The sequence below is a fragment of the Rhodosalinus halophilus genome (assembly GCF_003298775.1).
GTDB lineage: Bacteria > Pseudomonadota > Alphaproteobacteria > Rhodobacterales > Rhodobacteraceae > Rhodosalinus > Rhodosalinus halophilus.
The window spans coordinates 211,147-233,015 of record NZ_QNTQ01000006.1 but is presented as its reverse complement, the minus strand read 5'-3'; the positions used below and the strand labels follow the sequence as shown (position 1 = coordinate 233,015).

The 21,869-nt window shown below is 69.0% G+C and carries 20 protein-coding genes and 1 tRNA gene; 8 read left to right on the top strand and 13 right to left on the bottom strand.

The window, feature by feature from the left end; genetic code table 11:
• Positions 1-61: 61 nt before the first annotated feature.
• The 4 genes from DRV85_RS07710 to DRV85_RS07695 all read right to left on the bottom strand — a co-directional run bounded on the left by DRV85_RS07710 (position 62) and on the right by DRV85_RS07695 (position 5,196).
• Complete coding sequence (locus tag DRV85_RS07710; RefSeq protein WP_113288869.1) at positions 62-1,732, bottom strand: ABC transporter substrate-binding protein; 1,671 nt, start codon at positions 1,730-1,732, stop codon at positions 62-64.
• 241 nt (positions 1,733-1,973) lie between these two features.
• A complete protein-coding gene (locus DRV85_RS07705) occupies positions 1,974-2,432 on the bottom strand; it encodes a PIN domain-containing protein (protein WP_158540122.1) in 459 nt (152 codons plus the stop codon).
• A gap of 288 nt (positions 2,433-2,720) precedes the next feature.
• Entirely contained in the window at positions 2,721-3,365 is a 645-nt protein-coding gene (locus tag DRV85_RS07700) for an IS110 family transposase (protein ID WP_158540121.1), read from the bottom strand.
• 337 nt (positions 3,366-3,702) lie between these two features.
• A complete protein-coding gene (locus DRV85_RS07695) occupies positions 3,703-5,196 on the bottom strand; it encodes an FMN-binding glutamate synthase family protein (RefSeq protein WP_113288866.1) in 1,494 nt (497 codons plus the stop codon).
• 115 nt (positions 5,197-5,311) lie between these two features.
• On the opposite strand from DRV85_RS07695, the gene DRV85_RS07690 reads away from it, so the two are divergent.
• The 3 genes from DRV85_RS07690 to DRV85_RS07680 all read left to right on the top strand — a co-directional run bounded on the left by DRV85_RS07690 (position 5,312) and on the right by DRV85_RS07680 (position 6,994).
• Positions 5,312-5,752 carry a DUF302 domain-containing protein gene (locus DRV85_RS07690; protein WP_113288865.1) on the top strand — a complete coding sequence of 147 codons (441 nt, stop codon included), beginning with the start codon at positions 5,312-5,314 and terminating at the stop codon, positions 5,750-5,752.
• A gap of 194 nt (positions 5,753-5,946) precedes the next feature.
• Entirely contained in the window at positions 5,947-6,423 is a 477-nt protein-coding gene (locus DRV85_RS07685; protein WP_113288864.1) for a fasciclin domain-containing protein, read from the top strand.
• A 76-nt stretch (positions 6,424-6,499) separates the two neighbouring features.
• On the top strand, positions 6,500-6,994 hold the full coding sequence (locus tag DRV85_RS07680; protein ID WP_113288863.1) for a fasciclin domain-containing protein: 495 nt from the start codon (positions 6,500-6,502) through the stop codon (positions 6,992-6,994).
• Positions 6,995-7,056: 62 nt separating this feature from the next.
• Here DRV85_RS07680 and clpB read toward each other — a convergent pair whose 3' ends face one another.
• Together clpB and DRV85_RS07670 are read right to left on the bottom strand one after the other, a co-directional pair.
• Entirely contained in the window at positions 7,057-9,684 is a 2,628-nt protein-coding gene (gene clpB, locus DRV85_RS07675) for an ATP-dependent chaperone ClpB (RefSeq protein WP_113288862.1), read from the bottom strand.
• A gap of 577 nt (positions 9,685-10,261) precedes the next feature.
• The gene (locus DRV85_RS07670) at positions 10,262-10,675 is read right to left on the bottom strand and encodes a hypothetical protein (RefSeq protein WP_113288861.1); all 414 of its coding nucleotides are present in this window, start codon (positions 10,673-10,675) and stop codon (positions 10,262-10,264) included.
• A 115-nt stretch (positions 10,676-10,790) separates the two neighbouring features.
• Here DRV85_RS07670 and pyrF point away from each other — a divergent pair, with 115 nt between their 5' ends.
• A complete protein-coding gene (gene pyrF, locus DRV85_RS07665; RefSeq protein WP_113288860.1) occupies positions 10,791-11,495 on the top strand; it encodes an orotidine-5'-phosphate decarboxylase in 705 nt (234 codons plus the stop codon).
• A 165-nt stretch (positions 11,496-11,660) separates the two neighbouring features.
• Positions 11,661-12,914 carry a DNA polymerase IV gene (locus DRV85_RS07660; protein ID WP_113288859.1) on the top strand — a complete coding sequence of 418 codons (1,254 nt, stop codon included), beginning with the start codon at positions 11,661-11,663 and terminating at the stop codon, positions 12,912-12,914.
• Between the two features lie 80 nt (positions 12,915-12,994).
• Here DRV85_RS07660 and DRV85_RS07655 read toward each other — a convergent pair whose 3' ends face one another.
• Entirely contained in the window at positions 12,995-13,864 is an 870-nt protein-coding gene (locus DRV85_RS07655; protein WP_113288858.1) for an N-formylglutamate amidohydrolase, read from the bottom strand.
• A 162-nt stretch (positions 13,865-14,026) separates the two neighbouring features.
• Here DRV85_RS07655 and DRV85_RS07650 point away from each other — a divergent pair.
• The 3 genes from DRV85_RS07650 to DRV85_RS07640 all read left to right on the top strand — a co-directional run bounded on the left by DRV85_RS07650 (position 14,027) and on the right by DRV85_RS07640 (position 16,217).
• A tRNA-Val gene (locus DRV85_RS07650) sits at positions 14,027-14,101 on the top strand.
• 70 nt (positions 14,102-14,171) lie between these two features.
• Positions 14,172-14,297 (top strand): type B 50S ribosomal protein L36, encoded by a 126-nt coding sequence (gene ykgO / locus DRV85_RS07645; RefSeq protein ID WP_005850168.1) that lies wholly within the window; start codon positions 14,172-14,174, stop codon positions 14,295-14,297.
• Between the two features lie 144 nt (positions 14,298-14,441).
• Entirely contained in the window at positions 14,442-16,217 is a 1,776-nt protein-coding gene (locus tag DRV85_RS07640; RefSeq protein WP_113288857.1) for a PHA/PHB synthase family protein, read from the top strand.
• A gap of 72 nt (positions 16,218-16,289) precedes the next feature.
• Here DRV85_RS07640 and DRV85_RS07635 read toward each other — a convergent pair whose 3' ends face one another.
• From DRV85_RS07635 to DRV85_RS07610, 6 genes are all read right to left on the bottom strand, one after another.
• Complete coding sequence (locus DRV85_RS07635) at positions 16,290-17,528, bottom strand: phenylacetate--CoA ligase family protein (protein ID WP_113288856.1); 1,239 nt, start codon at positions 17,526-17,528, stop codon at positions 16,290-16,292.
• Positions 17,525-18,169, bottom strand: a complete 645-nt coding sequence (locus tag DRV85_RS07630; protein WP_113288855.1) for a hypothetical protein — start codon at positions 18,167-18,169, stop codon at positions 17,525-17,527. Before DRV85_RS07630 ends, DRV85_RS07635 begins: the two co-directional genes overlap by 4 nt.
• Positions 18,170-18,237: 68 nt before the next feature.
• On the bottom strand, positions 18,238-19,062 hold the full coding sequence (locus DRV85_RS07625; protein WP_113288854.1) for an ABC transporter ATP-binding protein: 825 nt from the start codon (positions 19,060-19,062) through the stop codon (positions 18,238-18,240).
• A 111-nt stretch (positions 19,063-19,173) separates the two neighbouring features.
• Entirely contained in the window at positions 19,174-20,460 is a 1,287-nt protein-coding gene (locus tag DRV85_RS07620; RefSeq protein ID WP_113288853.1) for an ABC transporter substrate-binding protein, read from the bottom strand.
• Between the two features lie 70 nt (positions 20,461-20,530).
• A complete protein-coding gene (locus DRV85_RS07615; RefSeq protein WP_113288852.1) occupies positions 20,531-21,607 on the bottom strand; it encodes a branched-chain amino acid ABC transporter permease in 1,077 nt (358 codons plus the stop codon).
• Positions 21,594-21,866, bottom strand: a complete 273-nt coding sequence (locus tag DRV85_RS07610) for a hypothetical protein (RefSeq protein WP_113288851.1) — start codon at positions 21,864-21,866, stop codon at positions 21,594-21,596. The genes DRV85_RS07615 and DRV85_RS07610 overlap by 14 nt, the downstream gene beginning before the upstream one ends.
• Positions 21,867-21,869 lie beyond the last annotated feature (3 nt).

The window sequence follows — 21,869 nt, the reverse complement described above, 5'->3', positions numbered from 1 at the left end:
CCCCGCCGCCGTCGCACCAGCGTCCGGGCGACGGGGGCACGCGGCGCCCCTCCGATCCGGCTCAGGCCTCCCAGTACAGGGCGGCGGGGCGCACTTCCTGCTGGGGATGGATCTCCCCGCCTTTCAGGTTCGCCTTCGTGTGATTGTAGAGCTTGCGCCAATAGGGCTGAATGATGACGCCGTCCTCCTGCATCATCCGTTGCAGCCGCTCGGTCATCGCGCGACGCGCCGCGACATCGGGCGTCGCCAGCGCCTCTGACACCAGCGCGTCGAACTCCGGGTTGGCGTAGCCGGTTTCGTTCCACGGCTCGCCGGAGCGATAGGCGATCGCGAGCGTCTGGACGCCCAGCGGCCGGTGGTTCCAGTTCGTCACCGAGAAGGGGTATTTCGCCCAGTCGTTCCAGAAGGTCGCGGTGGGATAGACCTTGCGGCGCAGCGGGATGCCGGCATCGCGGATCTGCGCGCCGATCACGTCGGCGGTATCCTTCCAGAACCCCGTGTCGAGGGAGACGAGCTCATGTTCGAACTCGGCCATCCCGGCCTCTTCCAGGAGCGCGCGTGCGGCCTCGGGGTCGTGCACCGGCGGCGGCAGCTCGGCGTATTCGGGATGTATCGGACAGACATGATGGTTCTCGGCAACCATCCCCTGCCCGGAGGCGGCGATCTCGAGCACCACCGCATTGTCCACCGCCATCTGCAGCGCCCGGCGCACCCGAACGTCCGCGTACGGGGTTGCGCCGTCCACCTCGGCCGTCTGGTTGCACCGCGCGAGGATCGTGGCCGCCGTCACCGCCTCGTGCCGCGTCCAGCCGGCCAGTTCGTCAAAGAGCGTCACATACTCGCCGATCGTGTCGTAGAGCATGTCGATCTCGTCGGCCTCGGCCGCCGCGTATATCGCCGCGCGCTCGCCGCCGTAGTCGATCGTCTCGACGCGGTCCATCCACGCGCCGTTGCCGGCGTTCCACCACGTGTGATCCGGGTTCCGCTCCAGCACGCAGCGTCCGCCGACCTCGTACTCCACCGGCAGATAGGGGCCGGTGCCCACCGGGTTCGACAGCATCGTGTCGGCCGAGAAGCCTTGCGGCACGATCGCCGCGGGATAGTCGGACAGCCCCGCGATGAGCGAGATATCGGGCGCCGGCAGGTTCAGCTGCACGGTGTGGCTGTCCAGCACCTCGATGGCGCCGGTCATCGCCCTGCCCGTCTCGGGGTCGATCATCACCCCGAACTTCGAGGCCATCGAATTCCCTTCCGCCGTGCGGTCGCAGAACCGCGCGATGTTGAAGGCCACGTCCTCCGCCGTGAACGCCTCGCCGGTGTTCCATGTCACGCCCTTGCGGACATTGAGCGTGTATCGGGTGGCGTCGTCGCTGATCTCCCAGCCTTCCAGAAGGACCGGCGTGAAGGTGCCGTCCGGCTCGTACTGGACGAGGTATTCCAGCCAGCCGCGCGTGAAATTCGCCAGCGCGTTGAAATCGAAACTGCGCGGATCCTTCAGCGCGCGCAGCTGGTTCTGCATCCGCACGGTGCCTCCCATGCGCGGGGTCGCCGCCGCGGCGCGCGGCGCGGACAGTCCGAGCATCGCGTAGGCGGTCGCCGTGGTGACGCCGAAGCTGCTGGCGGTGGCGAGGAATTCGCGCCGCGTCACGGCGCAGCGCGCAGCGCGCGCCTCCGCGGCGGCGGCCTGAAGATGCGCGGGCACCCTGCGGCCCGATCGGGTGGTGAAGGTCATTGCGAGGTCTCCCTTGTGCGTCGCCCAGTCGATGCGCAGCCGGGGAGTGGCACCAGTCTCGCGCGCCCATCGCGCCGTCCACGCCCCGCTCGCCCCGTCGGGGGCAGTCTGCGTCGCGTGGCCCTATTCTTAGTCCTGTGCCGGAGGACCCTTACACCTTACAAGGGCGCCTGCCCCACTGTGAACCCATCGCGCGCAGGCCCGCCGGGTGCGCCATGCGCCCTGCCCGATTTCGCGGCGGTCAGCGCGCCTGCCGCCGCCATGTGGGCGGTGGACCGGACCGCCCGGGCGCCTCGTCGTCCGCACGGCCGGGGCCCTCCAATTCGCGCAGGGATTCGGCAGGACGGCGGACTGCCAGCTTGTCGCGATTCGCCAAAAGGTAACCGTCCGCGCTGACAAGCACCGCTCCGGCGGCCTGCGCGAGCGCGGCGAGCTTCCGGTCGCCGGGATCCGCGACGAAGGATGCGTCCGGCGCCGATTCGGGCGGGTGCTCCATCTCCGGCCGGAAGAGCGATGCCACCTCTTCCCAGGACAGCCGCGCAATCCGCGTGAGCACGGCTCGCGTTTCCCGCCGGGTCGCCGCGGTCCAGACGAGCGCGACGCGACCCTGCCGCACCGCCTCGATCAGCGTGGCGGAAGCGCTGCCCGGGTTGAAGCCCGCAGCGACGAACACGTTCGTATCGAGAACGGCCGTCGGCACGCCGCCTTTCCCGGTTTTCGCACGCCGCGGCCACGCGATTCAACGCCGCGCCCTGCTTGGGGCGAGATGCATGTCCGGGCGCGAACAAGCCGCCGCGCCGCCGTTTGGGCCCTGTCGCTCAGCTTGGGATCGGGCTCCGCTCCGGGCCCTCGACACAGTTCGCTCCCTCGATCGGGCGGTCGGCCTGCACCGGCAAGGAAACGCGCGCCCCCCAGTTCGGTCTTCGCAAGTATCCAGTAGCGGGTGCCGGTCGCGTCCGCACCGCCACTATCAGCATTTCGAACCTCTTCATGTCGCCCGCGCGACGCCGACATCTTCCAGCGTAACGGCAGCGATGTCGCGCTCGACGTCCTTCTGCGCGGCGCTTTGTCGGTCATAGTCTTCAAGGTGGCGCTCGATCGCGGCGGTTTCGTCTTCGGCCAGAGCCTGGGCGCGAAGCCTGGTGCCTCCCTTGGCCCCGAACAGATCCGTGTGCGGGCAGCACGGCACGAGATGCGTGTGCAGGATCGACGGGACGATGCACTTGAGCCGAACGCGGCTCTTCGCGAGCTGATTCCGGCGCGTGATCTGACGCCCGCGGGCAAGGGCCATTTCGTCCGGGATCCAGACCTCGGGCAGGAAGCCAACGGCACAGAGCCGGGCAAGAACCAGTGCGTCGGTCTTGTCGGTCCTGGTCTTGGCTCGCGCGATCGGATGCACCCGGAACGGGTTCGCCACGGCGACGCGCTCCGCCTTCGCTGCCAGTATCTCCAGTACCGCGGTCGCGTTACCGGTCGCCTCGACCACCATGTGTTCGGTCGCACTCAGTGTTGCTGCGAAGGTGTCGAGTTGGCCCCGTGTCATCCCGATCCGACCAAGGCGCCGGCACGTGCCGTCTTCGAGCACCACCGCTTCCGCGGAAACGCGGTGAATGTCCAACCCGATGATCCGCATGTCTCGCCCCTCAGCCATAGAAGCGGGAGCCGGCGGGCACGCGGCATCCCATGCCTGAGGCTCGGCACCCGCCAACCGGGCGCAACCCTCGAACGGAGAATGCCGCGGGAGAGGCCAGAGACCCAGTCAGGTCAGGGCTCGATCATGGGGTCTAACTGGACGGAGACCGGAACGTGGACACAGGTGTGGACAAACGTGAATTTCTCCGCGGCAACCCCTTACCATCGAAGAGATTTTTCCGGTTGACGATACCCCCGTCGGGGGCAGGCGCGCGGCGCGCGTCTTCGCGTTCGCGGCGCAGCGCCCGCCCGGGCGGCGGCGCGTCCGGGCGCGGCGATCACTGCGGGGCCTGCGTCGGCACGGAGGGGTAGAGTTCGTTCATCTGCACCGAGCGGCCGTCGGCCTGCACCAGCCGGACATGGCGGCGGCGCATCAGGCGCGGCTCGGCCACGCCGACGGAATGGGCGATCGTCTCGACCTCGCGGATGATCGCGCGGGCGTAGTTCGCCACGCGACGGTCCTTCTCCTCGACCACGAGGCCGGCCTGCAGGCGCGGGTTGTGGGTGGTCACGCCGGTGGGGCAGGTATTGCGGTTGCACTTGAGCGCCTGGATGCAGCCCAGCGCGAACATGAATCCGCGCGCCGTCGTCACGAAATCCGCGCCCGCGCAGATCGCCCAAGCCACGTCGCTCGGGTTCACCAGTTTGGCCGAGGCGACGATGCGGATGCGGTCGTGCAGCCCGTGCCGGTCGCGCAGGTCCACCATCCGCACCAGCGCCTCCCTGAGCGGCATGCCGACGAGATCCATCAGCGGCATGGGCGCGGCCCCGGTGCCGCCTTCGCCGCCGTCCACGGTGATGAAGTCGGGCGCGCTGTCGGGTCCGCGGCGGTCGATCTCGGCGAAGAATTCCTCCCAGGGGTCCGAGGAGCCCAGGCAGGTCTTGATCCCCGTGGGCTTGCCCGTCACCTCGCGGACATGGGCGATCAGGTCCAGCAATTCGCCCCAGGTGCCCGCCTCGCGGTGGCGGTTGGGCGAGATGCTGTCGACGCCCACCGGGATGCCGCGGATCTCCGCGATCTCGGGCGTCACCTTGTCGCCGGGCAGGATGCCGCCCTTGCCGGGCTTGGCGCCCTGGCTGAGCTTGATCTCGAACATGCGCACCGCGTCGTGCGCGGCCACCTCGCACAGCTTCTCGTCGCTGAGATTACCTTGCGCATCCCGCACACCGTATTTCGCCGTGCCGATCTGGAAGACGATGTCGCAGCCGCCCTCCAGATGGTAGGGCGAGAGGCCCCCTTCCCCGGTGTTCATCCAGATGCCCGCCATCTTCGCGCCCCGCGACAGCGCCCGCACGGCAGGCCGCGAAATCGCGCCGTAGCTCATGCCGGAGATGTTGAAGAACGACGGCGCGGCGTAGGGCGTGCGGCAGTGCGGGCCGATCACCACGGGCTCGGTGGTGCCGAACTGGTCGTCGAGCGGCGGAAAGGCCGCGTTCATGAAGATCGGCGTGCCGGCCAGGTTCATCGGCCGGGTGGAGCCGAAGGCCAATGTGTTGCCCGTGCCCTTCGAGGCCGCATCGACCCAGTTTCGCTGCGCCCGGTTGAAGGGCAGCTCCTCGCGGTCCATGGCGAAGAAATACTGTCGGAAGAACTCGCCCAGCGTCGTGAAGAGGTGCCGGAATCGGCCGATGACCGGGTAGTTGCGGCGGATCGCGTCGCCGGTCTGCGTCCGGTCCAGAACGAAGAGCACGGCGAGCACGAGCGCCGCGACCCCGATCGCCACGATGAACAGCGCCGCCAGAGCCTGCAGCACCACGCCGACCCATCCCATGCCGAGCCTCTCCTTCTTGACCTGTCTCAATGTGCGCGGCCGGAAGCGACCGTAGCGTGACGCAGGGACGCGGGCCACCGACTTCTCCGCCGGCCCGCCTGAGAGGGAGGATCCCATGCGAAAGATGCTTTGCGCCGCGCTCGCCCTGATCGCCGCCCCGGCGCTCGCCGACGAGGACATCGTGACCTACGAGACCGACATGTCCTATGGCGACGTGTCCTTCGGCCTCGAGAACGCGATCCTGGACGAGGGCCTGGTGATCGACCACGTCAGCCACGTGGGCGAGATGCTCGCCCGCACGCGCGAGGACGTGGGATCGGATGTGCGTCTGTTCGAGGAGGCCGACGCCTACGGCTTCTGTTCGGCCACGGTCTCGCGCGAGGTGATGGAGGCCGATCCGATGAACATCGCCTACTGCCCCTATCATGTCTTCGTCATGCAGAAGGCGGGCGAGGACACGGTGACGATCGGGTATCGCGGCTATCCGGACGGACCGATGGACGCCGTGGAGGCGATGCTCGACCGCATCGCGCGCAACGCCATCGGGCTGGACTGAGGCCCGGCCGGATCACGGCGCATCACAAGGTTTTTAGTGGAAAGCCAGAAGCTTGCCCGCTTAGCGCGGCAAGACGTCCGGTCAAGCGCCGTCGGCGGAAATCCCCGGTGAACCCGGGGACCGCCTCCTGCGTAGATCGTCGCAAGGGTGTCCCGAGGTCGGGCCGCCCTGCATGATCATTCAGGAGGACAGTCATGTTCCGCAGAACTCTTCTCGCCCTCGCCTCGTCGACCGTGCTGGCCGGCCCGGCGCTGGCCGACGACCACATGGGCATGGACATCGTGGAAACCGCCGTCGCGGCGGACAACTTCAACACGCTCGTCACCGCCGTCGAGGCTGCCGGCCTCGTCGAGACGCTCAAGGGCGAGGGCCCCTTCACCGTCTTCGCGCCGACCGACGAAGCCTTCGCGGCGCTGCCCGAGGGCACGCTCGACGAACTGCTCAACGACATCCCGACGCTCACGGCGATCCTCACCTACCATGTGGTGCCGGGCAAGGTGATGTCCTCGGACCTCTCCGACGGCATGATGGCCGAGACGGTCGAGGGCTCCGAAGTGACGATCGGCACCGACGGCGGCGTGACCGTGGACGGCGCCAACGTCGTCCAGGCCGATATCGAAGCCTCGAACGGCGTCATTCACGTCATCGACTCGGTCATCCTGCCCGAGTAATCTGAGGTTGCATGGGGGCGGAGTGGCCTCGGCCCTCCGCCCTCGTCCCTGACCATCGGAAAGAGGGAGACAAGACATGAATCGCCGTTTCGCGCTCAAGGCGCTCGCCGGTACCGGGCTCGCCGCCACGATCGCGGCCTGTGCGCCGATGAGCGAGCAGCCCAGCATCGCCGGAATCCTTTCGACCAACGACCAGTTCTCGACCCTCGTGGCCGCCGCCGACGCCGCCGGCCTCGTCGAGACGCTCGCGGGCCCCGGGCCCTTCACGGTCTTCGCGCCGACCAACAACGCCTTCGACAAGCTGCCCGCAGGCACCGTCGAGTCCCTTCTCCAGCCCGAGAACAGCGACCAGCTCACGGCCGTGCTGACCTATCACGTCGTGCCCGGCGTGGTGACCTCGGACCAGCTGATCGGCCAGCGCACCAGCGCCACCACCGTGCAGGGCGGGTCGCTGCACATCGACGCGACCGGCTCGGCGGTTCATGTGAATGACGCCCGCGTGACGCAGGCCGACATCATGGCCTCCAACGGCGTGATCCACCGCATCGACAGCGTGCTGCTCCCCGAGTGAGCCCATGCGCATGAAAAAGCCCCCGCCGAAGACTGCGGCGGGGGCTTTCCCGTTTCGCTGTGTCAGTGCAGCACCGCTTCCTGCGGCGGTTCGCGGTCGGAGCGGCCGACGCGGTCGCCGATGTGGAGGCCATCCGCGCCCGCGCTCACCGGAAGAACGTCGCCCTCCGTCACCTCGCCGCCCAGAAGCATCTCGGCCAGCGGATCCTGCAGCGCCTTCTGGATCACGCGCTTGAGCGGACGCGCCCCGAAGACCGGGTCGTAGCCTTCGTTGGCCAGCCACTCCTTGGCGCTCTCGTCCAGCTCGAGCCGGATCTTGCGATTGGCGAGCCGCCTGGACAGACGCGAAAGCTGAATATCCACGATGCCGGTCATGTCCTCGCGGTCCAGCCGGTCGAAGACGATGATCTCGTCGAGCCGGTTCAGGAACTCGGGCCGGAAGTGGTTGCGCACCGCCTCCATGACCTCGGCCTTGGCCTGAGCCGAGTCCGCCCCTTCCGGCAGACGGCTGAGCGCCTGGGAGCCGAGGTTCGAGGTCAGCACGATCAGCGTCTGCTTGAAGTCCACGCGATGGCCCTGACCGTCGGTCAGCACGCCGTCGTCGAGCACCTGAAGCAGCACGTTGAAGACGTCCGGGTGCGCCTTTTCCACCTCGTCGAAGAGCACGACCTGATAGGGACGCCGCCGCACGGCTTCGGTCAGCACGCCGCCCTCGTCGTAGCCGACGTAGCCCGGAGGCGCGCCGATCAGCCGCGCGACCGAGTGCTTCTCCATGAACTCCGACATGTCGATGCGCACCATCGCGCCCTCGTCGTCGAACAGGAAATCGGCGAGCGACTTGGTCAGCTCCGTCTTGCCCACGCCGGTGGGGCCGAGGAACAGGAAGCTGCCCAGCGGGCGGTTCTCGTCGTTGAGGCCCGCGCGCGCCCGGCGCACGGCGTTGGCCACGGCGGTAACCGCCTGATCCTGGCCGACGACGCGGGAATGCAGCACCTCTTCCATGCGCAACAGCTTCTCGCGTTCGCCCTCCAGCATCCTGGACATCGGGATGCCGGTCCAGCGTTCGACGACGGCCGCGATCTGCTCGGGGCGGACGGCCTCCTCGACCATGACGCCGTCATCCTCGCCTTCGCGCTCCTCGGCCTCGGCCAGCTGCTTCTCGAGCTGCGGGATGACGCCGTAGGAGAGCTCCCCGGCCTTCGCCAGGTTGCCTTCGCGCTTGGCGATCTCCAGATCGGCGCGCGCGCGGTCGAGCTGTTCCTTGAGCTCGCGGGCCGAGGCCAGCTTGTCACGCTCCGCCTGCCAGCGCGCCGTCATTTCGGCCGACTGTTCCTGCAGGTCCGACAGCTCCTTCTCGAGCTTTTCGAGCCGGTCCCGGGAGGCCTGGTCGTCCTCTTTCTTCAGCGCCTCGGCCTCGATCTGCATCTGCAGGATCTGACGGTCGAGCGCGTCGAGCTCCTCGGGCTTGGAGTCCACCTCCATGCGCAGGCGGCTCGCGGCTTCGTCCATCAGGTCGATCGCCTTGTCGGGCAGGAAGCGGTCGGTGATGTAGCGGTCCGAAAGCTGCGCCGCGGCCACGAGCGCCGAGTCGGAGATCCGCACGCCGTGGTGCAGCTCGTATTTCTCCTTGATGCCGCGCAGGATGCTGATGGTGTCCTCGACGGTCGGCTCATCCACGTAGAGCGGCTGGAACCGGCGGGCGAGGGCCGCGTCCTTCTCGACGTACTTGCGGTATTCGTCGAGCGTGGTGGCGCCGACGCAGTGCAGCTCGCCGCGCGCGAGCGCGGGCTTGAGCAGGTTGGAGGCATCCATCGCGCCGTCGGCCTTGCCCGCGCCCACGAGGGTGTGCATCTCGTCGATGAAGAGGATGATCTCGCCGGCCGCCGCGGTGATCTCGGACAGTACGGCCTTCAGCCGCTCCTCGAACTCGCCGCGATACTTCGCGCCCGCGATCAGGGCGCCCATGTCGAGCGCGAGCAGCCGCTTGTTGCGCAGGCTCTCGGGCACGTCGCCGTCCACGATCCGCAGCGCAAGGCCCTCGGCGATGGCGGTCTTGCCGACGCCGGGATCGCCGATCAGAACGGGGTTGTTCTTCGTCCGGCGCGAGAGCACCTGCATGGCGCGGCGGATTTCCTCGTCACGGCCGATGATCGGGTCGATCTTGCCCTGCTCGGCAGCCTCGGTCAGGTCGCGCGCGTATTTCTTGAGCGCGTCATAGCCCTCTTCCGCGCTTTCAGTGTCCGCCGTGCGGCCCTTGCGCAGGTCGTTGATCGCCTCGTTGAGCTTCTGCGGGCTGACGGCGCCCGCCTCCAGCGCGTCCTTCGCGGGGCTTTTCACCATGCCCAGCGCGGTCAGGATGCGCTCCACCGGCACAAAGCTGTCGCCGGCCTTCTTCGCCAGCTTCTGCGCCTCGTCCAGCACCTTGGCGGTCTGCGTGTCCAGATAGATCTGGCCCGCGCCGCTGCCCGAGACCTGCGGCACCTTGGCGAGCGCGGCGTCCACAGCCTCGAGCACGCGTTCGGGCGCGCCGCCCGCGCGCCGGATCAGGTTGGCGGCGAGTCCCTGCTCGTCGTCCATCAGCGCCTTGAGCAGATGCTCGGGTCCGAGCTTCTGGTGCCCCTCGCGCACCGCGATGGTCTGCGCCGCCTGGACGAAGCCGCGCGACCGCTCCGTGAACTTCGACAAGTCCATGAGTTCTCTCTCCTTCTTCAAGCGCTCCCACTCCGCCGCCCGCCTCGCGGCGCGACCCGTCGGAAGCCTCGCGGAAAGACATGGGGAGGGGCGCGGCGTGTTGCAAGTGGGTCACAAGACCGACTCTCGCGCCGAAAACCGGAGGGGCATGCAGCCCGGCGCCACCGTCATGACGACCGCCTTGGCGGCCGCCGGTCCGGTCCGCGCAAGACGCAACACTGCGACAGGCGCGGCTGCCCATCTCCCGGCACTCCGGGCGCGTGTCAGGGTCGTGCGTTGCAGTCGGCCTCCTTGGCGGCGCCCGCCGAGGCCGCAATGTCATATGCATCCCGTCGCCGCCCCCTTCCGGAAACCCATCGGGGTCGCCCGGCGACAAGTCGGCGCCCCTTCCAGATAGGGCGCGCGTTGCGCACCACCTCATCGCAGCGAACCCGACGAGGCCAGGACACGCCACGACAGCCCTTGCCGGAGCGCATCGAGCGATTGTCGGGCATATCGAGTTCCACCTCCCCTAGCCTCCGGGCCGACTGCGGCGCATTCCCCTTCCGCGACATCCCGACGGCCGGCGTTGCGAAGATCAGCCGCCATCCCCCTCGCTGACGGGTCCAGGACGTGCATCGGGGCCCGCCTGCCCCTCGGGCGCGACCCGCTGTCCGGGCTGCATGAGATCAGGGTCTTCCTGCGCGCCCTCGAAGAGCTGCTCGCCGGATTCGGCCTCGGTCGCGAGCCCGTCGCCCTCTATCCGCTCGGACGCCTCGGCAGGTATGTGCACGCCGTCGCGCTGAATCGAAACCGCTCCGTCGGGCGCGCCGCCCGGGATGGGCTCGGTCGCCGACTCCGCCTCGGGGTAGGGAGTCGTCTGGCTCACGGGCACCTGCCCGCGCATGCCGAAGACTGCGACGAGGCCGAGCACGACCAGCGCTGCGACAGCGACGCCGATCGACAGCGACGCGGTCTTCGTGAACTTCTGGGCCGGCTTCCGCTCTGCCATGTCCTTGTCTCCTCTCGCTGCCGGATCAATGCGGCGCGGGCTTCGGCTGTTCCGCCAGCGTCTTGTGCGCGCGAGGGATTTCCGGCATGGCGAGCGCACCGCGAGGAGATCCGCCATGCCCGCCACCGCCGACGACCGCCTGATCGTGGCGCTCGACCTGCCCGACGCGCATTCGGGCCTGACCCTCGCCGGGCAGCTCGGCGAGACGGTGAGCTTCTACAAGATCGGTCTGGGCATGCTGACCGGCGGCGGGCTCGCGCTCGCGAACGAGCTCAAGTCGGAGCACGGCAAGCGCATCTTCCTCGACATGAAGCTCTTCGACATCGGCGCCACGGTGGAGGCCGCCGTGCGCGGGCTGGCCCGGTTCGACCTCGACTTCCTGACCGTGCACGGCGACCCCTACGTCGTGCGCGCCGCCGCCGAGGGCGCGGCGGGCTCGGGGATGACCATCCTGGCCGTGACGATCCTGACCTCGCTCGACCGCGAGGATCTCGACGCGGCGCTGATCCGCGACGGCGCCATCCCCGATCTGGTGGCCGAACGCGCAGCCCGGGCCTTCGAGGCCGGCGCCGGCGGCATCATCGCCTCGCCGCAGGAAGCCGCGGCGCTGCGTGCCCTGCCCGAGGCCGCGGGCCGGCTGATCGTGACGCCGGGCGTACGACCCGCCGGCGCGGCGACGGACGACCAGAAACGCACCGCGACGCCGGCCGCGGCGATCGCGGCGGGGGCCGATCATATCGTGGTCGGCCGCCCGATCTGGCAGGCGGCCGACCCGCGCGCCGCGGCCCGGGCGGTGCTGGACGAGCTGCCGCCGCGCTGAGGCACGGCACAGGCGCCCACGCGCGTTCGCCAAGGTGCTCAGGCCCGGCAAATCCGGCATGCACCACGGGGGGGCGCGCCGCGCAGCGCGATGTGATCGACTGCGGCCTCGGGAGACGAAACGCGGCCACTGGACGCGGGCCGGCGATGGGCGCATCCTTCGTCCATGCCCGCTCTGTGCCGCGACTGCCTCACCCGGTTCGAGACCGGCGCCCGCTGCCCCGCCTGCGGACGTCCGCGCGTGGTCACGCACGACGAGCTTTTCGATCTGTCCATCGCGCACATGGACTGCGACGCCTTCTACGCCAGCGTCGAGAAACGCGACCGCCCCGAGCTCGCCCACAAGCCGGTCATCATCGGCGGCGGGCGCCGCGGCGTGGTCTCGACCGCCTGCTACATCGCGCGAATCCGCGGCGTGCGCTCGGCGATGCCGATGTTCAAGGCGCTCGCGCTCTGCCCCGATGCAGTGGTGCTCAAGCCGCGCATGGACCTCTACGCCGAGGTGAGCCGCGCGATCCGCGCGATGATGACCGAACTCACCCCGGCAGTGGAGCCGCTGTCGCTCGACGAGGCGTTTCTGGACCTCTCCGGCACCGCGCGGCTGCATGGCGAACCGCCCGCCGTTATGCTGGCGCGCCTCGTGCGCCGGATGCAGACGGAGCTCGGCGTGACCGGCTCGATCGGGCTGTCGCACAACAAGTTCCTGGCCAAGCTCGCCTCGGACATGGACAAGCCGCACGGCTTCTCGGTGATCGGGCGGGCGGAGACGCTGGACTTTCTCGCGGATCAGCCGGTGCGCGCGATCTGGGGCGTGGGCGAGGCGGGGCAGGAGGCGCTCACGCGCGCAGGCATCCATCGTTTCGCGGATCTGCGGCGCTGGGAAAAATCCGCGCTCGAAGCCCGCTTCGGCGCGATGGGGACGCGGCTGTGGCATCTCGCCCGCGGCGAGGACGCGCGGCGGGTCGCGCCGGATGCGGCGCCCAAGTCGATCTCGAACGAGACGACCTTCGGCGAGGACATCGATGACCCGGAGATCCTCGACGGGCATCTCTGGCGCATGGCCGAGAAGGTCGCGGACCGCGCCAAGGCAAAGGGGCTCGCCGGCCGGGTCGTGACGCTCAAGCTCAAGCAGGCCGACTTCCGGCTGCTCACCCGCCGGCAGGCGCTGCGCGACGCCACGCAGCTCGCCGACCGCCTCTACCGCACCGCGCGCCAGCTTTTCGATACGGTGCCTGGCGGACAGGCCTATCGGCTGCTGGGCGTGGGGTTGTCCGACCTCTGCCCTGCAGGCGAGGCGGAACGCTCGGGAGACCTGCTCGACCCTCAGGCAGCGCGGCGCGGTCAGGCCGAGCGCGCCGCCGACACCATCCGCGCGCGCTTCGGCCGCGACGCCATCCTCAAGGGCCGATCGCTGCGGTGAACGAAGAAGTTTCGCACGAAAATTCTTCTGCCCCAGGGGGCCCGACGCCGCCGATTTTTCGTACGAAAAATCGGCGCGCCTCACTCCGCGGCGAGAGGCAACACCGTATGCGCACTGCCGCCCATCGCGGCGATCTCGGCCACGATGCCGCGCAGGATTCGCCGGAAGGGGTGGAAGTTGGCGTTCGGCCGAATGAGCTGCTCGTTCATGTAGATGGCGCGGTCGATTTCGACCTGCACCACATGCTGATTGCGTGACGGCCGCCCGTAGTGCTGCGCGACGTAGGCCCCGGCGAAGGGCGCGTTGCGCACGACGGTGAGGCCGGCGGCGGCGAAGGCCGCTTCGACACGATCCACGATCTCGGGGGCCGCGGCCGCGCCGAAGCGGTCGCCCAGCACGATTTCCGGCCGCCGCGCGCCGGCGCGGGCGATGCCGTCCACGGCTTCGTGCGGCATCGAGTGGCAATCGATCAGGACCGCCTGACCGTGCGTGCCGTGCGCCGCCGCAAGCTGGCGCTGCAGCTCCTCGTGATATGGACGCCAGACCCCGTCGATCCGCCGTTGCGCCTCGTCGAAGGAGAGCTTGCCGCGATAGATCGCCCGCCCGTTCGCCACCACGCGCGGAATCACTCCCAGGCCGGAGGTCACGCGGGGGTTGTGGCAGCCGCGGCGCACCCCCTCGATCAGGGCCGGGTCGAGCTCTTCCGCCGAGCGGTTGAGATCCACGAAGGCGCGTGGTGCGCCCGCGCGCAGCAGTGGCGCGCCGAACTCCGGCGCGCAATCGAAGAGCCTGTCCACATAGGCATCCTCCGACGAGCGGATCGAGAGCTCGTCGAGCACCGTCCGGCGCAGGAAGGTCCAGGGGTAGTCGCGGCCGCTGTGCGGCGAGGCGAAGACGACGCAGGAGCTGCGCCGCTCGGGCAGATCGATGTGATAGGGAGCCTTCGGCACCGCACGCCCTCCGTCGTTGTCAGGCAACATAGCGCGTTTGCGCGTCGTGCCAAAAGCCCTTGATCCCCTTTCCGAGACCTTTTATAGGCCGCGCATCCGGCGCGGACTCCCGCGCCCCGGCGCACGAGTTGCGCGGGGGCATCGCGGAAAGTTCAAGGCCGAGGGCGGTTAGCTCAGCGGTAGAGCACTACGTTGACATCGTAGGGGTCACTGGTTCGATCCCAGTACCGCCCACCATGGATCACGCCGCCCCGCGGCACCGGACTCGAGGCGCAGCCCTGCGCCCGCGCGAACTTAGGAGAGGACCATGAAGGTCAGGAACTCGCTGCGCTCGCTGAAGAACCGCCACCGCGACTGCCGCGTGGTGCGGCGCAAGGGGCGTGTCTACGTCATCAACAAGACCCAGCGCCGCTTCAAGGCACGCCAGGGCTGACAACGCCTGCCGGAGAGGCAGCCTGGGGCCGCTCCGCCCGGAGCCGGCCCCTTTCGTCTTGCCTGCACAGGGTCGGGGCGGCACCGTCACGTTCATGTCATCCGATCCTGACAGACCGGAACGGAGAACAGGAGCGACGACGCCATGCCGAGAGACGACGCCCGACCGAGCGCGTCCCGCCTCGCGGATGCGCCGGATGGTCACGGCCACCCGCATGACCATCCACACGAGACGCTCGACCGCGCGACCCGCGCCCTTCAGGCCCGGCTGACCGGAGGCCTGTCGCCGCATGCGGCCTGGGCCGCCTGGGCCGACTGGGCCACGCATCTGGCGCGTGCGCCGGGCCGGCAGCTCGAGCTTGCGGAGCGCGCGATGCAGAACGGCTGGAAGCTCGCGCGCTACGCCGCCGGCAGGTCGGAGGCGCCCTTCGCCCCGGACGCGACGGATCACCGCTTCACCCATGAAGGCTGGCAGCGTCCGCCCTTCGCGCTGTGGCAACAGGGGTTCCTGGCCACCCAGGACTGGTGGGACATGGCCACCGAGCCGATCCGCGGCGCGCGCCCGAAAAGCGCCGAGCGGGTGGGCTTCATGATACGGCAGGGGCTCGACGCCCTCTCGCCCTCGAACTATCCCGCGCTCAACCCCGAGATCCTGGAGTCGCTGCGTGAAAGCCGCGGCCAGGCTCTCATCGATGGCTGGCAGAATCTGCAGGCCGACGTTCTGGCCGAACTCACCGGCGAGCCTGCGGAGCCCGAGAGCCGGTTCCGCCTGGGCGAGAACCTGGCCTGCACGCCGGGCGAGGTCGTCTATCGCAACGAGATCTTCGAGCTGATCCAGTACACGCCGCAAACCGGGGCGGTGCATCCCGAGCCGGTGCTCATCGTGCCGGCCTGGATCATGAAGTACTACATCCTCGATCTTCAGCCGCACAATTCGCTGATCAACTGGCTGGTGGGTCAGGGCTTCACGGTCTTCGCGATCTCCTGGTCGAACCCGACCGCCAAGGACCGCGACCGCAGCCTCGACGACTATCGACGCCATGGCGTGATGGCCGCGCTCGACGCGGTGACGACGATCACGGGCGCCGAGAAGGTGCATGGCTGCGGATACTGCCTAGGCGGAACGATCCTGTCGATCGCCGCGGCGGCCATGGCGCGCGACGGGGACGCGCGCCTCGCCTCGCTCTCGCTGCTGGCCGCGCAGACGGATTTCGCCGAGGCCGGGGAGTTGCTGCTCTTCGTGGACGAGAGCCAGCTCGCCTTCCTCGAGGACATGATGTGGGATCAGGGCACGCTGGATTCGCGCCAGATGGCCGGCGCCTTCCAGGCGCTGCGCGCAGAGGATCTGATCTGGTCGCGCGCGGTGCGGCGATACCTGATGGGGCAGGAGGAGCCGGACGCGGACATCCTCGTGTGGAACCGCGACGCGACGCGCATGCCGGCGCGGATGCATTCGGAGTATTTGCGCGCGCTCTTCATGGAAAACCGGCTGACCGCCGGGCGCTTCGCCGTCGAGGGCCGGGTCGTCGCATTGCGCGACCTCCAGACGCCGATCTTCGCCGTAGGCACCGAAAAGGACCACATCGCGCCCTGGCGCTCGGTCTACAAGGTGAAGCTCTTCACCGACGTGGACATGCGCTTCGTGCTGACCAGCGGCGGGCACAACGGCGGCATCGTCTCGGAGCCGGGGCATCGCGGGCGGCGCTTCCGCATCGGCCACCGCGCGCCGGGCGCGCTCTACATGGATCCCGATTCATGGCTCGACCATGCAGAGGCGAAGGACGGATCGTGGTGGCCCGAATGGGGCGCGTGGCTGAAAGGGCTCAGCAGCGATCCCGTCGCGCCGCCGGCGATGGGTGCGCCGAAGAAGGGGCTGAAGCCGCTTGGCCCGGCGCCGGGCACCTACGTCTTCCAGACGTGAGCGGCCCGCTCATCGGCCCTGTGCGGGCCTCTTCGCAGCGAGGAGGCCCGCACAGGGCCGACGCGCGGCCCTCTAGTCGTACTTGCGCTGATCCTCGATCACGATGCCATCGCGCGGCAGGCTGCCGGGGGCCACGATCTCGACCGCGCCGCGTAATTTCAGCACCTCCGCGACGCTCGCCTCGAAGACCGCGGGTTCGCCGCGCTCTGCCTCGACCTGCACCGTCATCGCGTCGCGCTCGCCCTCGCGGGTGACGACGACGCGGGCGCGCGCGATCTCGTCGTGCCGCGCGACCAGCGCCGCGACCTGCTCGGGTCGGACGAACATGCCCTTGATCTTCGTCGTCTGATCCGCCCGGCCCATCCAGCCCCTGATGCGCATGTTGGTGCGGCCGCAGGGGCTTTCGCCCGGCATCACCGCCGAGAGGTCGCCGGTGGCGAAGCGGATGAGCGGATAGTCGGGGTTGAGCGAGGTCACGACCACCTCGCCCACCTCGCCGTCGGCAACGGGCTCGCCGGTGCCCGGCGTGACGATCTCGATCACCACGTGTTCGTCCGCGATCATGCCCTCCATCGCCGCGCTTTCGTAGGCGATGTTGCCGAGATCGGCGGTGGCGTAGCATTGCAGGCAGGCGATGCCGCGATCGGCGTAGAACTGCCGCAGCGACGGGAAGAGCGCGCCGCCGCCCACCGCCGCCTTCTCGATGCGCAGCGTCTCGCCCATCTCGTCGGCCTTCTCGAGGATCGTCTTCAGATAATCCGGTGTGCCGGCATAGGCGGTCGTCCCGATATCGGCCGCCGCGCGCACCTGAAGCTCGGTCTGTCCCGTGCCTGCTGGCAGAACCGCGGCGCCGACCGCGCGGGCGCCGTTCTCGAAGATCATGCCCGCCGGCGTGAGATGATAGCCGAAGCAGTTCTGCACGATGTCCTGCGGCCCCACCCCGCAGGCATGCAGGAAGCGCCCCATGCGCCACCAGTCGGGAGCGTCGCCGCCCGGCTCGTAGATCGGCCCCGGCGACTGGAAGACATGCGCGAATTCATGCGCCGCCCGCGTCGTGTAGCCCCCGAAGGGCGCGTCGGCCTGCTGCGCATGGCCGAGCCGCGACTTGCGCAGCACGGGCAGCGCCGCCAGCGCGGCGCGGCTGGTGATCGCGTCGGCGTCCACGTCCTGAAGCGCCTCGGCGTAGCCCGGCAGCGAGCGCGCCAGCGCCACCTGGCGCGGCAGTTCCTCCGCCAGCCAGGCCGCGCGTTCGTCCGCGCTGCGCACCTCCAGCGCGTCGAAATGCCCCTCCGCTCCCGGTCTGTCCTTCATGCCGCTGCCTCCTTCACTTTCTCGGACGGTCCGTCCAGCCACGCGCGGGCGAGCGCCGTCACCAGCCGGACGTAGCGTTCGCGCCCGCCGGCCATCTGCGCCAGTTCCTCGGGGCGGTCCCGCAGGCCGAAGGCCCGCGCCTGCTCGATCGCGTGGCCGTCCGCCATGGGGAAGAGTTCGTCCCAGACGAGCTGCGCCTCGCGGCAGAAGATGTCGGCGCCGACCTCGCCGATCCCCTTCACCTGCTTCAGGCGCGCACGAATGCCGGCCGCGTCGCCGCCCTGCTCGCGCAGACGGCGCAGATCGCCGCCGTACTCTTCCTGCACCAGTCGCGCGGCCTCGAATATCTGGTCGGCGCCGACGTTGTCGAAGCGCGCGTATCCGTTTTCGTTCAGCACGCGGATGCGCTGGTCGCGGTCACTGTCGAGCACGCCCTGCACGGTGTTCAGGTCCTCGACCTTGAGCGCACCGGCGGCCTGCGCCGCCTGCGTCGCGCTGATCCGCGCCGACATCAGAAGCGCCGCGATCAGCCAGTGAAACCACTCGTCCGGCGTATCCGCGTCGATCCGCGCCCCGATCTCCTCGCTCCAGAGCCGGCCCTGATCCTCGATCAGCGCCCGCACGAGTGCCTTGCGGTCCATCTCAGCCTCCGTTCTCTCTCCGGGGCGGAACGGGGGGCGGGAGGCCGGGTTCCCGAGGTCGCGCGGCATCACGCGAGCCATCGCTTGCGGCGGCGGTAGCTGCGCACGTCGCGGAAGCTCTTGCGCCCCTCCTCGGAGACGCCGAGGTAGAATTCCTTGACGTCCGGGTTCTCGCGCAGCTCGTCGGCCGGGCCGTCCATCACTACGCGCCCCGATTCGAGGATGTAGCCATAGCGCGCGAAACGCAGCGCGACGTTGGTGTTCTGCTCGGCCAGAAGGAAGGTCACGCCCTCGTTCTCGTTGACCGATTTCACGATCTCGAAGATCTGCTCGACCAGTTGCGGCGCGAGGCCCATCGACGGCTCGTCGAGCAGGATCATCTCGGGCCGCGACATCAGCGCGCGGCCGATCGCCGTCATCTGCTGCTCGCCGCCCGAGGTGTAGCCCGCCTGGCTGCGGCGCACGTCCTTCAGGCGGGGGAAATAGTCGTAGACCATCTCCAGATCGCGCTGGATGTCCGCGCGGCCGGCCGACCGCGTATAGGCGCCGGTGAGCAGGTTCTCTTCCACGGTCAGATGCTCGAAGCAGTGGCGGCCCTCCATAACCTGGATCACGCCGCGCTTGACGAGCGCCGAGGGGTCGAGATCCTGCACCCGCTCGCCGCGGTAGACGATGGAGCCCTTGGTGACCTCGCCGCGTTCCGAGGCGAGCAGGTTGGAGATCGCCTTGAGCGTCGTGGTCTTGCCCGCCCCATTGCCGCCCAGAAGCGCGACGATGCCGCCCTCGGGCACGGAAAGGCTCACGCCCTTCAGGACGAGGATCACGTGGTTGTAGATCACCTCGATGTTGTTGACCTCGAGGAGCGCCTGGTCGGTGCGGCCTGCGTCGAGCATCCTCGCCTCTCTCGCCGGGGAGCGGACGGGCGCGGGCCCGCGCTCCGCCCTCTCTCAAAAAAGCTCTTGCCGCCCCGGCCGCGGCGCACGCCGCGGCCGGGGTCTCGCGCCTCAGCTCTCGTTGCAGCGCAGGGAGATGTCGTTCTCCTGCGCGAAGGCCATCGAGTCCTCCTCGATGAGGGGCTGGATGACCTCCTGGTCGGGCTGGATGTAGTCGGTCAGCGGCTTCCACTCTCCCGCGGCCGCATCCCACTGCTGGACGATGCCGCCGCCCGAGCCGCCGTGGTTCGAGCAGGAAACGGAGAACTCCGGCCCGATGCCCGGCATGCCGAGCTCTTCCATCCTAGCCTCGGTCATCTCCAGCGCCTCCATGCCGTCACGCATCATCGCGGGCGTGATGTCGGCGGTGCCGTGGATCTCCTGCGCGGTCTTCGCGGCCTCGACGGCGAGCATCGCGGCATACATGCCGCGGGTGTAGAGCACCTTGCCCACGTTCGAACCGTCGCCCGCGGCGAGCCCCGCGTCCACCACGTGCTCCTGGATGTCGTCGAAGACGGGATAATCGGCGATCCGGTTCATGTTGAGCGCCTTGTAGCCGTCGGCGGCGTCGCCCGCGGGCGTCACGTCATGCTCGGCGCCCGCCCACCAGTTGCCGATGAAGTTCTCCATCGGGAAGCGGACGTTCGCGGCCTCCTGGATCGCGACCTGGTTCATCACGCCCCAGCCCCACATGATCACGTAGTCGGGCCGCTCGCGCCGGATCTGGAGCCACTGGCTCTTCTGCTCCTGGCCGGGATGGTCCACAGCGATGGTCGAGAAATTGTAGCCGTGCTTCTCGGCGAGGTTTTCGAGCGTGCGGATCGGCTCCTTGCCGTAGGCGGAGTTGTGGTAGAGCAGCGTGATGTCCTTGCCCGAGAGGTCGCCGCCGTTCTCGTCGAGCAGATACTTGATCGCGACCGAGGCCGCGTCCCAGTAGTTGGCCGGGTAGTTGAAGACCCACTTGAACACCTCGCCGTTCTTGGCCGAGGTGCGGCCGTAGCCCATCGTGTGCAGCGGGATCTCGTCGGCCGAGACCTTGGGGATGAGCTGGTAGGTGATGCCGGTCGAGAGCGGCTGATAGACCAGGGCGCCCTCGCCCTTGGTGGCCTCGTAGCACTCGACGCCCTTTTCGGTGTTGTAGCCGGTCTCGCACTCGATGACGCGGGCCTTCACGCCGCCGATGCCCCCGTCGCGCTCGTTCACCAGCGTGAAATAGTCGCGGTAGCCGTCCGAGAACGGGATGCCGCCCGCGGCGTAGGGGCCGGTCCGGTAGCTCAGGTCCGGGAACACCAGATCGGCGAGCGCCGGCCCGGCGGCCATGCAGGCGGCCAGCGCCGCTGCGGTGAGTCTCATCTTCATGAAGGGTCCTCCTCCCTCTTTTGGTCGTCGTTGCGATGCGGCGGCTCCGTCCCCGCCGCGCCCGCCCCCGTCAGTAGGGGAAGGGCCAGAGCCTCAGCTTCTCCTTCGCGAGGCGCCAGAGCTGGGCGAGCCCGTGCGGCTCGGCCACCAGAAAGAAGATGATGAGCCCGCCCACGATCATGAATTCCAGATGCGCGGCGAGGTCCGAGGGCCAGCCGAGACCGCCCACCAGCACGTTCTTCAGGAACACCGGCAGCAGCACCAGGAAGGCCGCGCCGGCGAAACTGCCGAAGATCGAGCCGAGCCCGCCGATGATGATCATGAAGAGCACGAGGAACGACTTCTGGATGCCGTAGGCCTCGCCCACCTCGACCGCGCCGAGATAGACGGCGAAGAAGAGCGCCCCCGCGATCCCGATGAAGAAGGACGAAACCGCGAAGGCCGAAAGCTTCGCCGCCAGCGGATTCACCCCGATGATCTCGGCCGCGATGTCCATGTCGCGGATCGCCATCCACTGCCGGCCCTGCTTGCCCCGCGTGAGATTCCGCGCAACGAGCGCCAGCACGGTGACGAAGACCAGGCACAGCAGATAGGCAGCCCAGGCCGGCGCCTCCGGCCCGGTGACGGCCACGCCCAGAACGGTCCGCTCGGGCGCGGTGATCTGGCCCGAGGCCGAGTAGTTGTAGAACCACGGCACCCTGTTGAAGAGCCAGACGAGGAAGAACTGCGCAGCCAGCGTGGCGACCGCAAGGTAGAAGCCCTTGATCCGGAGCGAGGGCAGCCCGAAGAGCACGCCCACCGCCGCCGTGATGCCGCCAGCGAGCACGAGATGAATGATGATCGAGACGTCGGGAAAGGCCGTCATGAGCTTGTAGCAGGCATAGGCGCCCACCGCCATGAAGCCGCCGGTGCCGAGGCTCACCTGCCCGCAGTAGCCCGTCAGGATGTTGAGCCCGATCGCCGCGATCGCGTAGATCAGGAAGGGCAGCAGCACCGCGTTCGCCCAGTAGTCGTTGATGACGAAGGGCACGATACCGAAGGCCACCGCCAGGACGGCGTAATAGCGCCAGCGGTCGAAGCGGATGGGAAAGGTCTGGCTGTCCGCTATGTAGCTGGTCTTGAAGTCGCCTGCCTCACGGTAGAGCATCGCCGTCCTCCCACTTCGCCTGCGCGGCCTCGCGCACCTCCGCCGGCAGCGGCCCCGAGCGCGGCGCGTAGCCCGTCTCCTCCGCCCGCCGTGCGATCCAGATCCAGGCCGCGACGCCTGTCACCAGACCCGCGAAGGCGATCAGCGCCGCGATCACCACCTGGCCGGACGACAGCCCCCCCGACGTGAGCGCCAGATAGCCGAAGGCCCAGAACCCCGACCAGGCGACCACGTTGACGATGGCGATGAGCTTGGCCATGCG

Coding starts and splice junctions, on each gene's coding strand:
- DRV85_RS07710 (WP_113288869.1), bottom strand. CDS start 1,732: ATGACCTTCACCACCCGATCGGGCCGCAGGGTGCCCGCGCATCTTCAG.
- DRV85_RS07700 (WP_158540121.1), bottom strand. CDS start 3,365: ATGCGGATCATCGGGTTGGACATTCACCGCGTTTCCGCGGAAGCGGTG.
- DRV85_RS07695 (WP_113288866.1), bottom strand. CDS start 5,196: ATGGGATGGGTCGGCGTGGTGCTGCAGGCTCTGGCGGCGCTGTTCATC.
- DRV85_RS07690 (WP_113288865.1), top strand. CDS start 5,312: ATGCGAAAGATGCTTTGCGCCGCGCTCGCCCTGATCGCCGCCCCGGCG.
- DRV85_RS07685 (WP_113288864.1), top strand. CDS start 5,947: ATGTTCCGCAGAACTCTTCTCGCCCTCGCCTCGTCGACCGTGCTGGCC.
- DRV85_RS07680 (WP_113288863.1), top strand. CDS start 6,500: ATGAATCGCCGTTTCGCGCTCAAGGCGCTCGCCGGTACCGGGCTCGCC.
- clpB (WP_113288862.1), bottom strand. CDS start 9,684: ATGGACTTGTCGAAGTTCACGGAGCGGTCGCGCGGCTTCGTCCAGGCG.
- DRV85_RS07670 (WP_113288861.1), bottom strand. CDS start 10,675: ATGGCAGAGCGGAAGCCGGCCCAGAAGTTCACGAAGACCGCGTCGCTG.
- pyrF (WP_113288860.1), top strand. CDS start 10,791: ATGCCCGCCACCGCCGACGACCGCCTGATCGTGGCGCTCGACCTGCCC.
- DRV85_RS07660 (WP_113288859.1), top strand. CDS start 11,661: ATGCCCGCTCTGTGCCGCGACTGCCTCACCCGGTTCGAGACCGGCGCC.
- ykgO (WP_005850168.1), top strand. CDS start 14,172: ATGAAGGTCAGGAACTCGCTGCGCTCGCTGAAGAACCGCCACCGCGAC.
- DRV85_RS07640 (WP_113288857.1), top strand. CDS start 14,442: ATGCCGAGAGACGACGCCCGACCGAGCGCGTCCCGCCTCGCGGATGCG.
- DRV85_RS07635 (WP_113288856.1), bottom strand. CDS start 17,528: ATGAAGGACAGACCGGGAGCGGAGGGGCATTTCGACGCGCTGGAGGTG.
- DRV85_RS07630 (WP_113288855.1), bottom strand. CDS start 18,169: ATGGACCGCAAGGCACTCGTGCGGGCGCTGATCGAGGATCAGGGCCGG.
- DRV85_RS07625 (WP_113288854.1), bottom strand. CDS start 19,062: ATGCTCGACGCAGGCCGCACCGACCAGGCGCTCCTCGAGGTCAACAAC.
- DRV85_RS07620 (WP_113288853.1), bottom strand. CDS start 20,460: ATGAAGATGAGACTCACCGCAGCGGCGCTGGCCGCCTGCATGGCCGCC.
- DRV85_RS07615 (WP_113288852.1), bottom strand. CDS start 21,607: ATGCTCTACCGTGAGGCAGGCGACTTCAAGACCAGCTACATAGCGGAC.
- DRV85_RS07610 (WP_113288851.1), bottom strand. CDS start 21,866: ATGGCCAAGCTCATCGCCATCGTCAACGTGGTCGCCTGGTCGGGGTTC.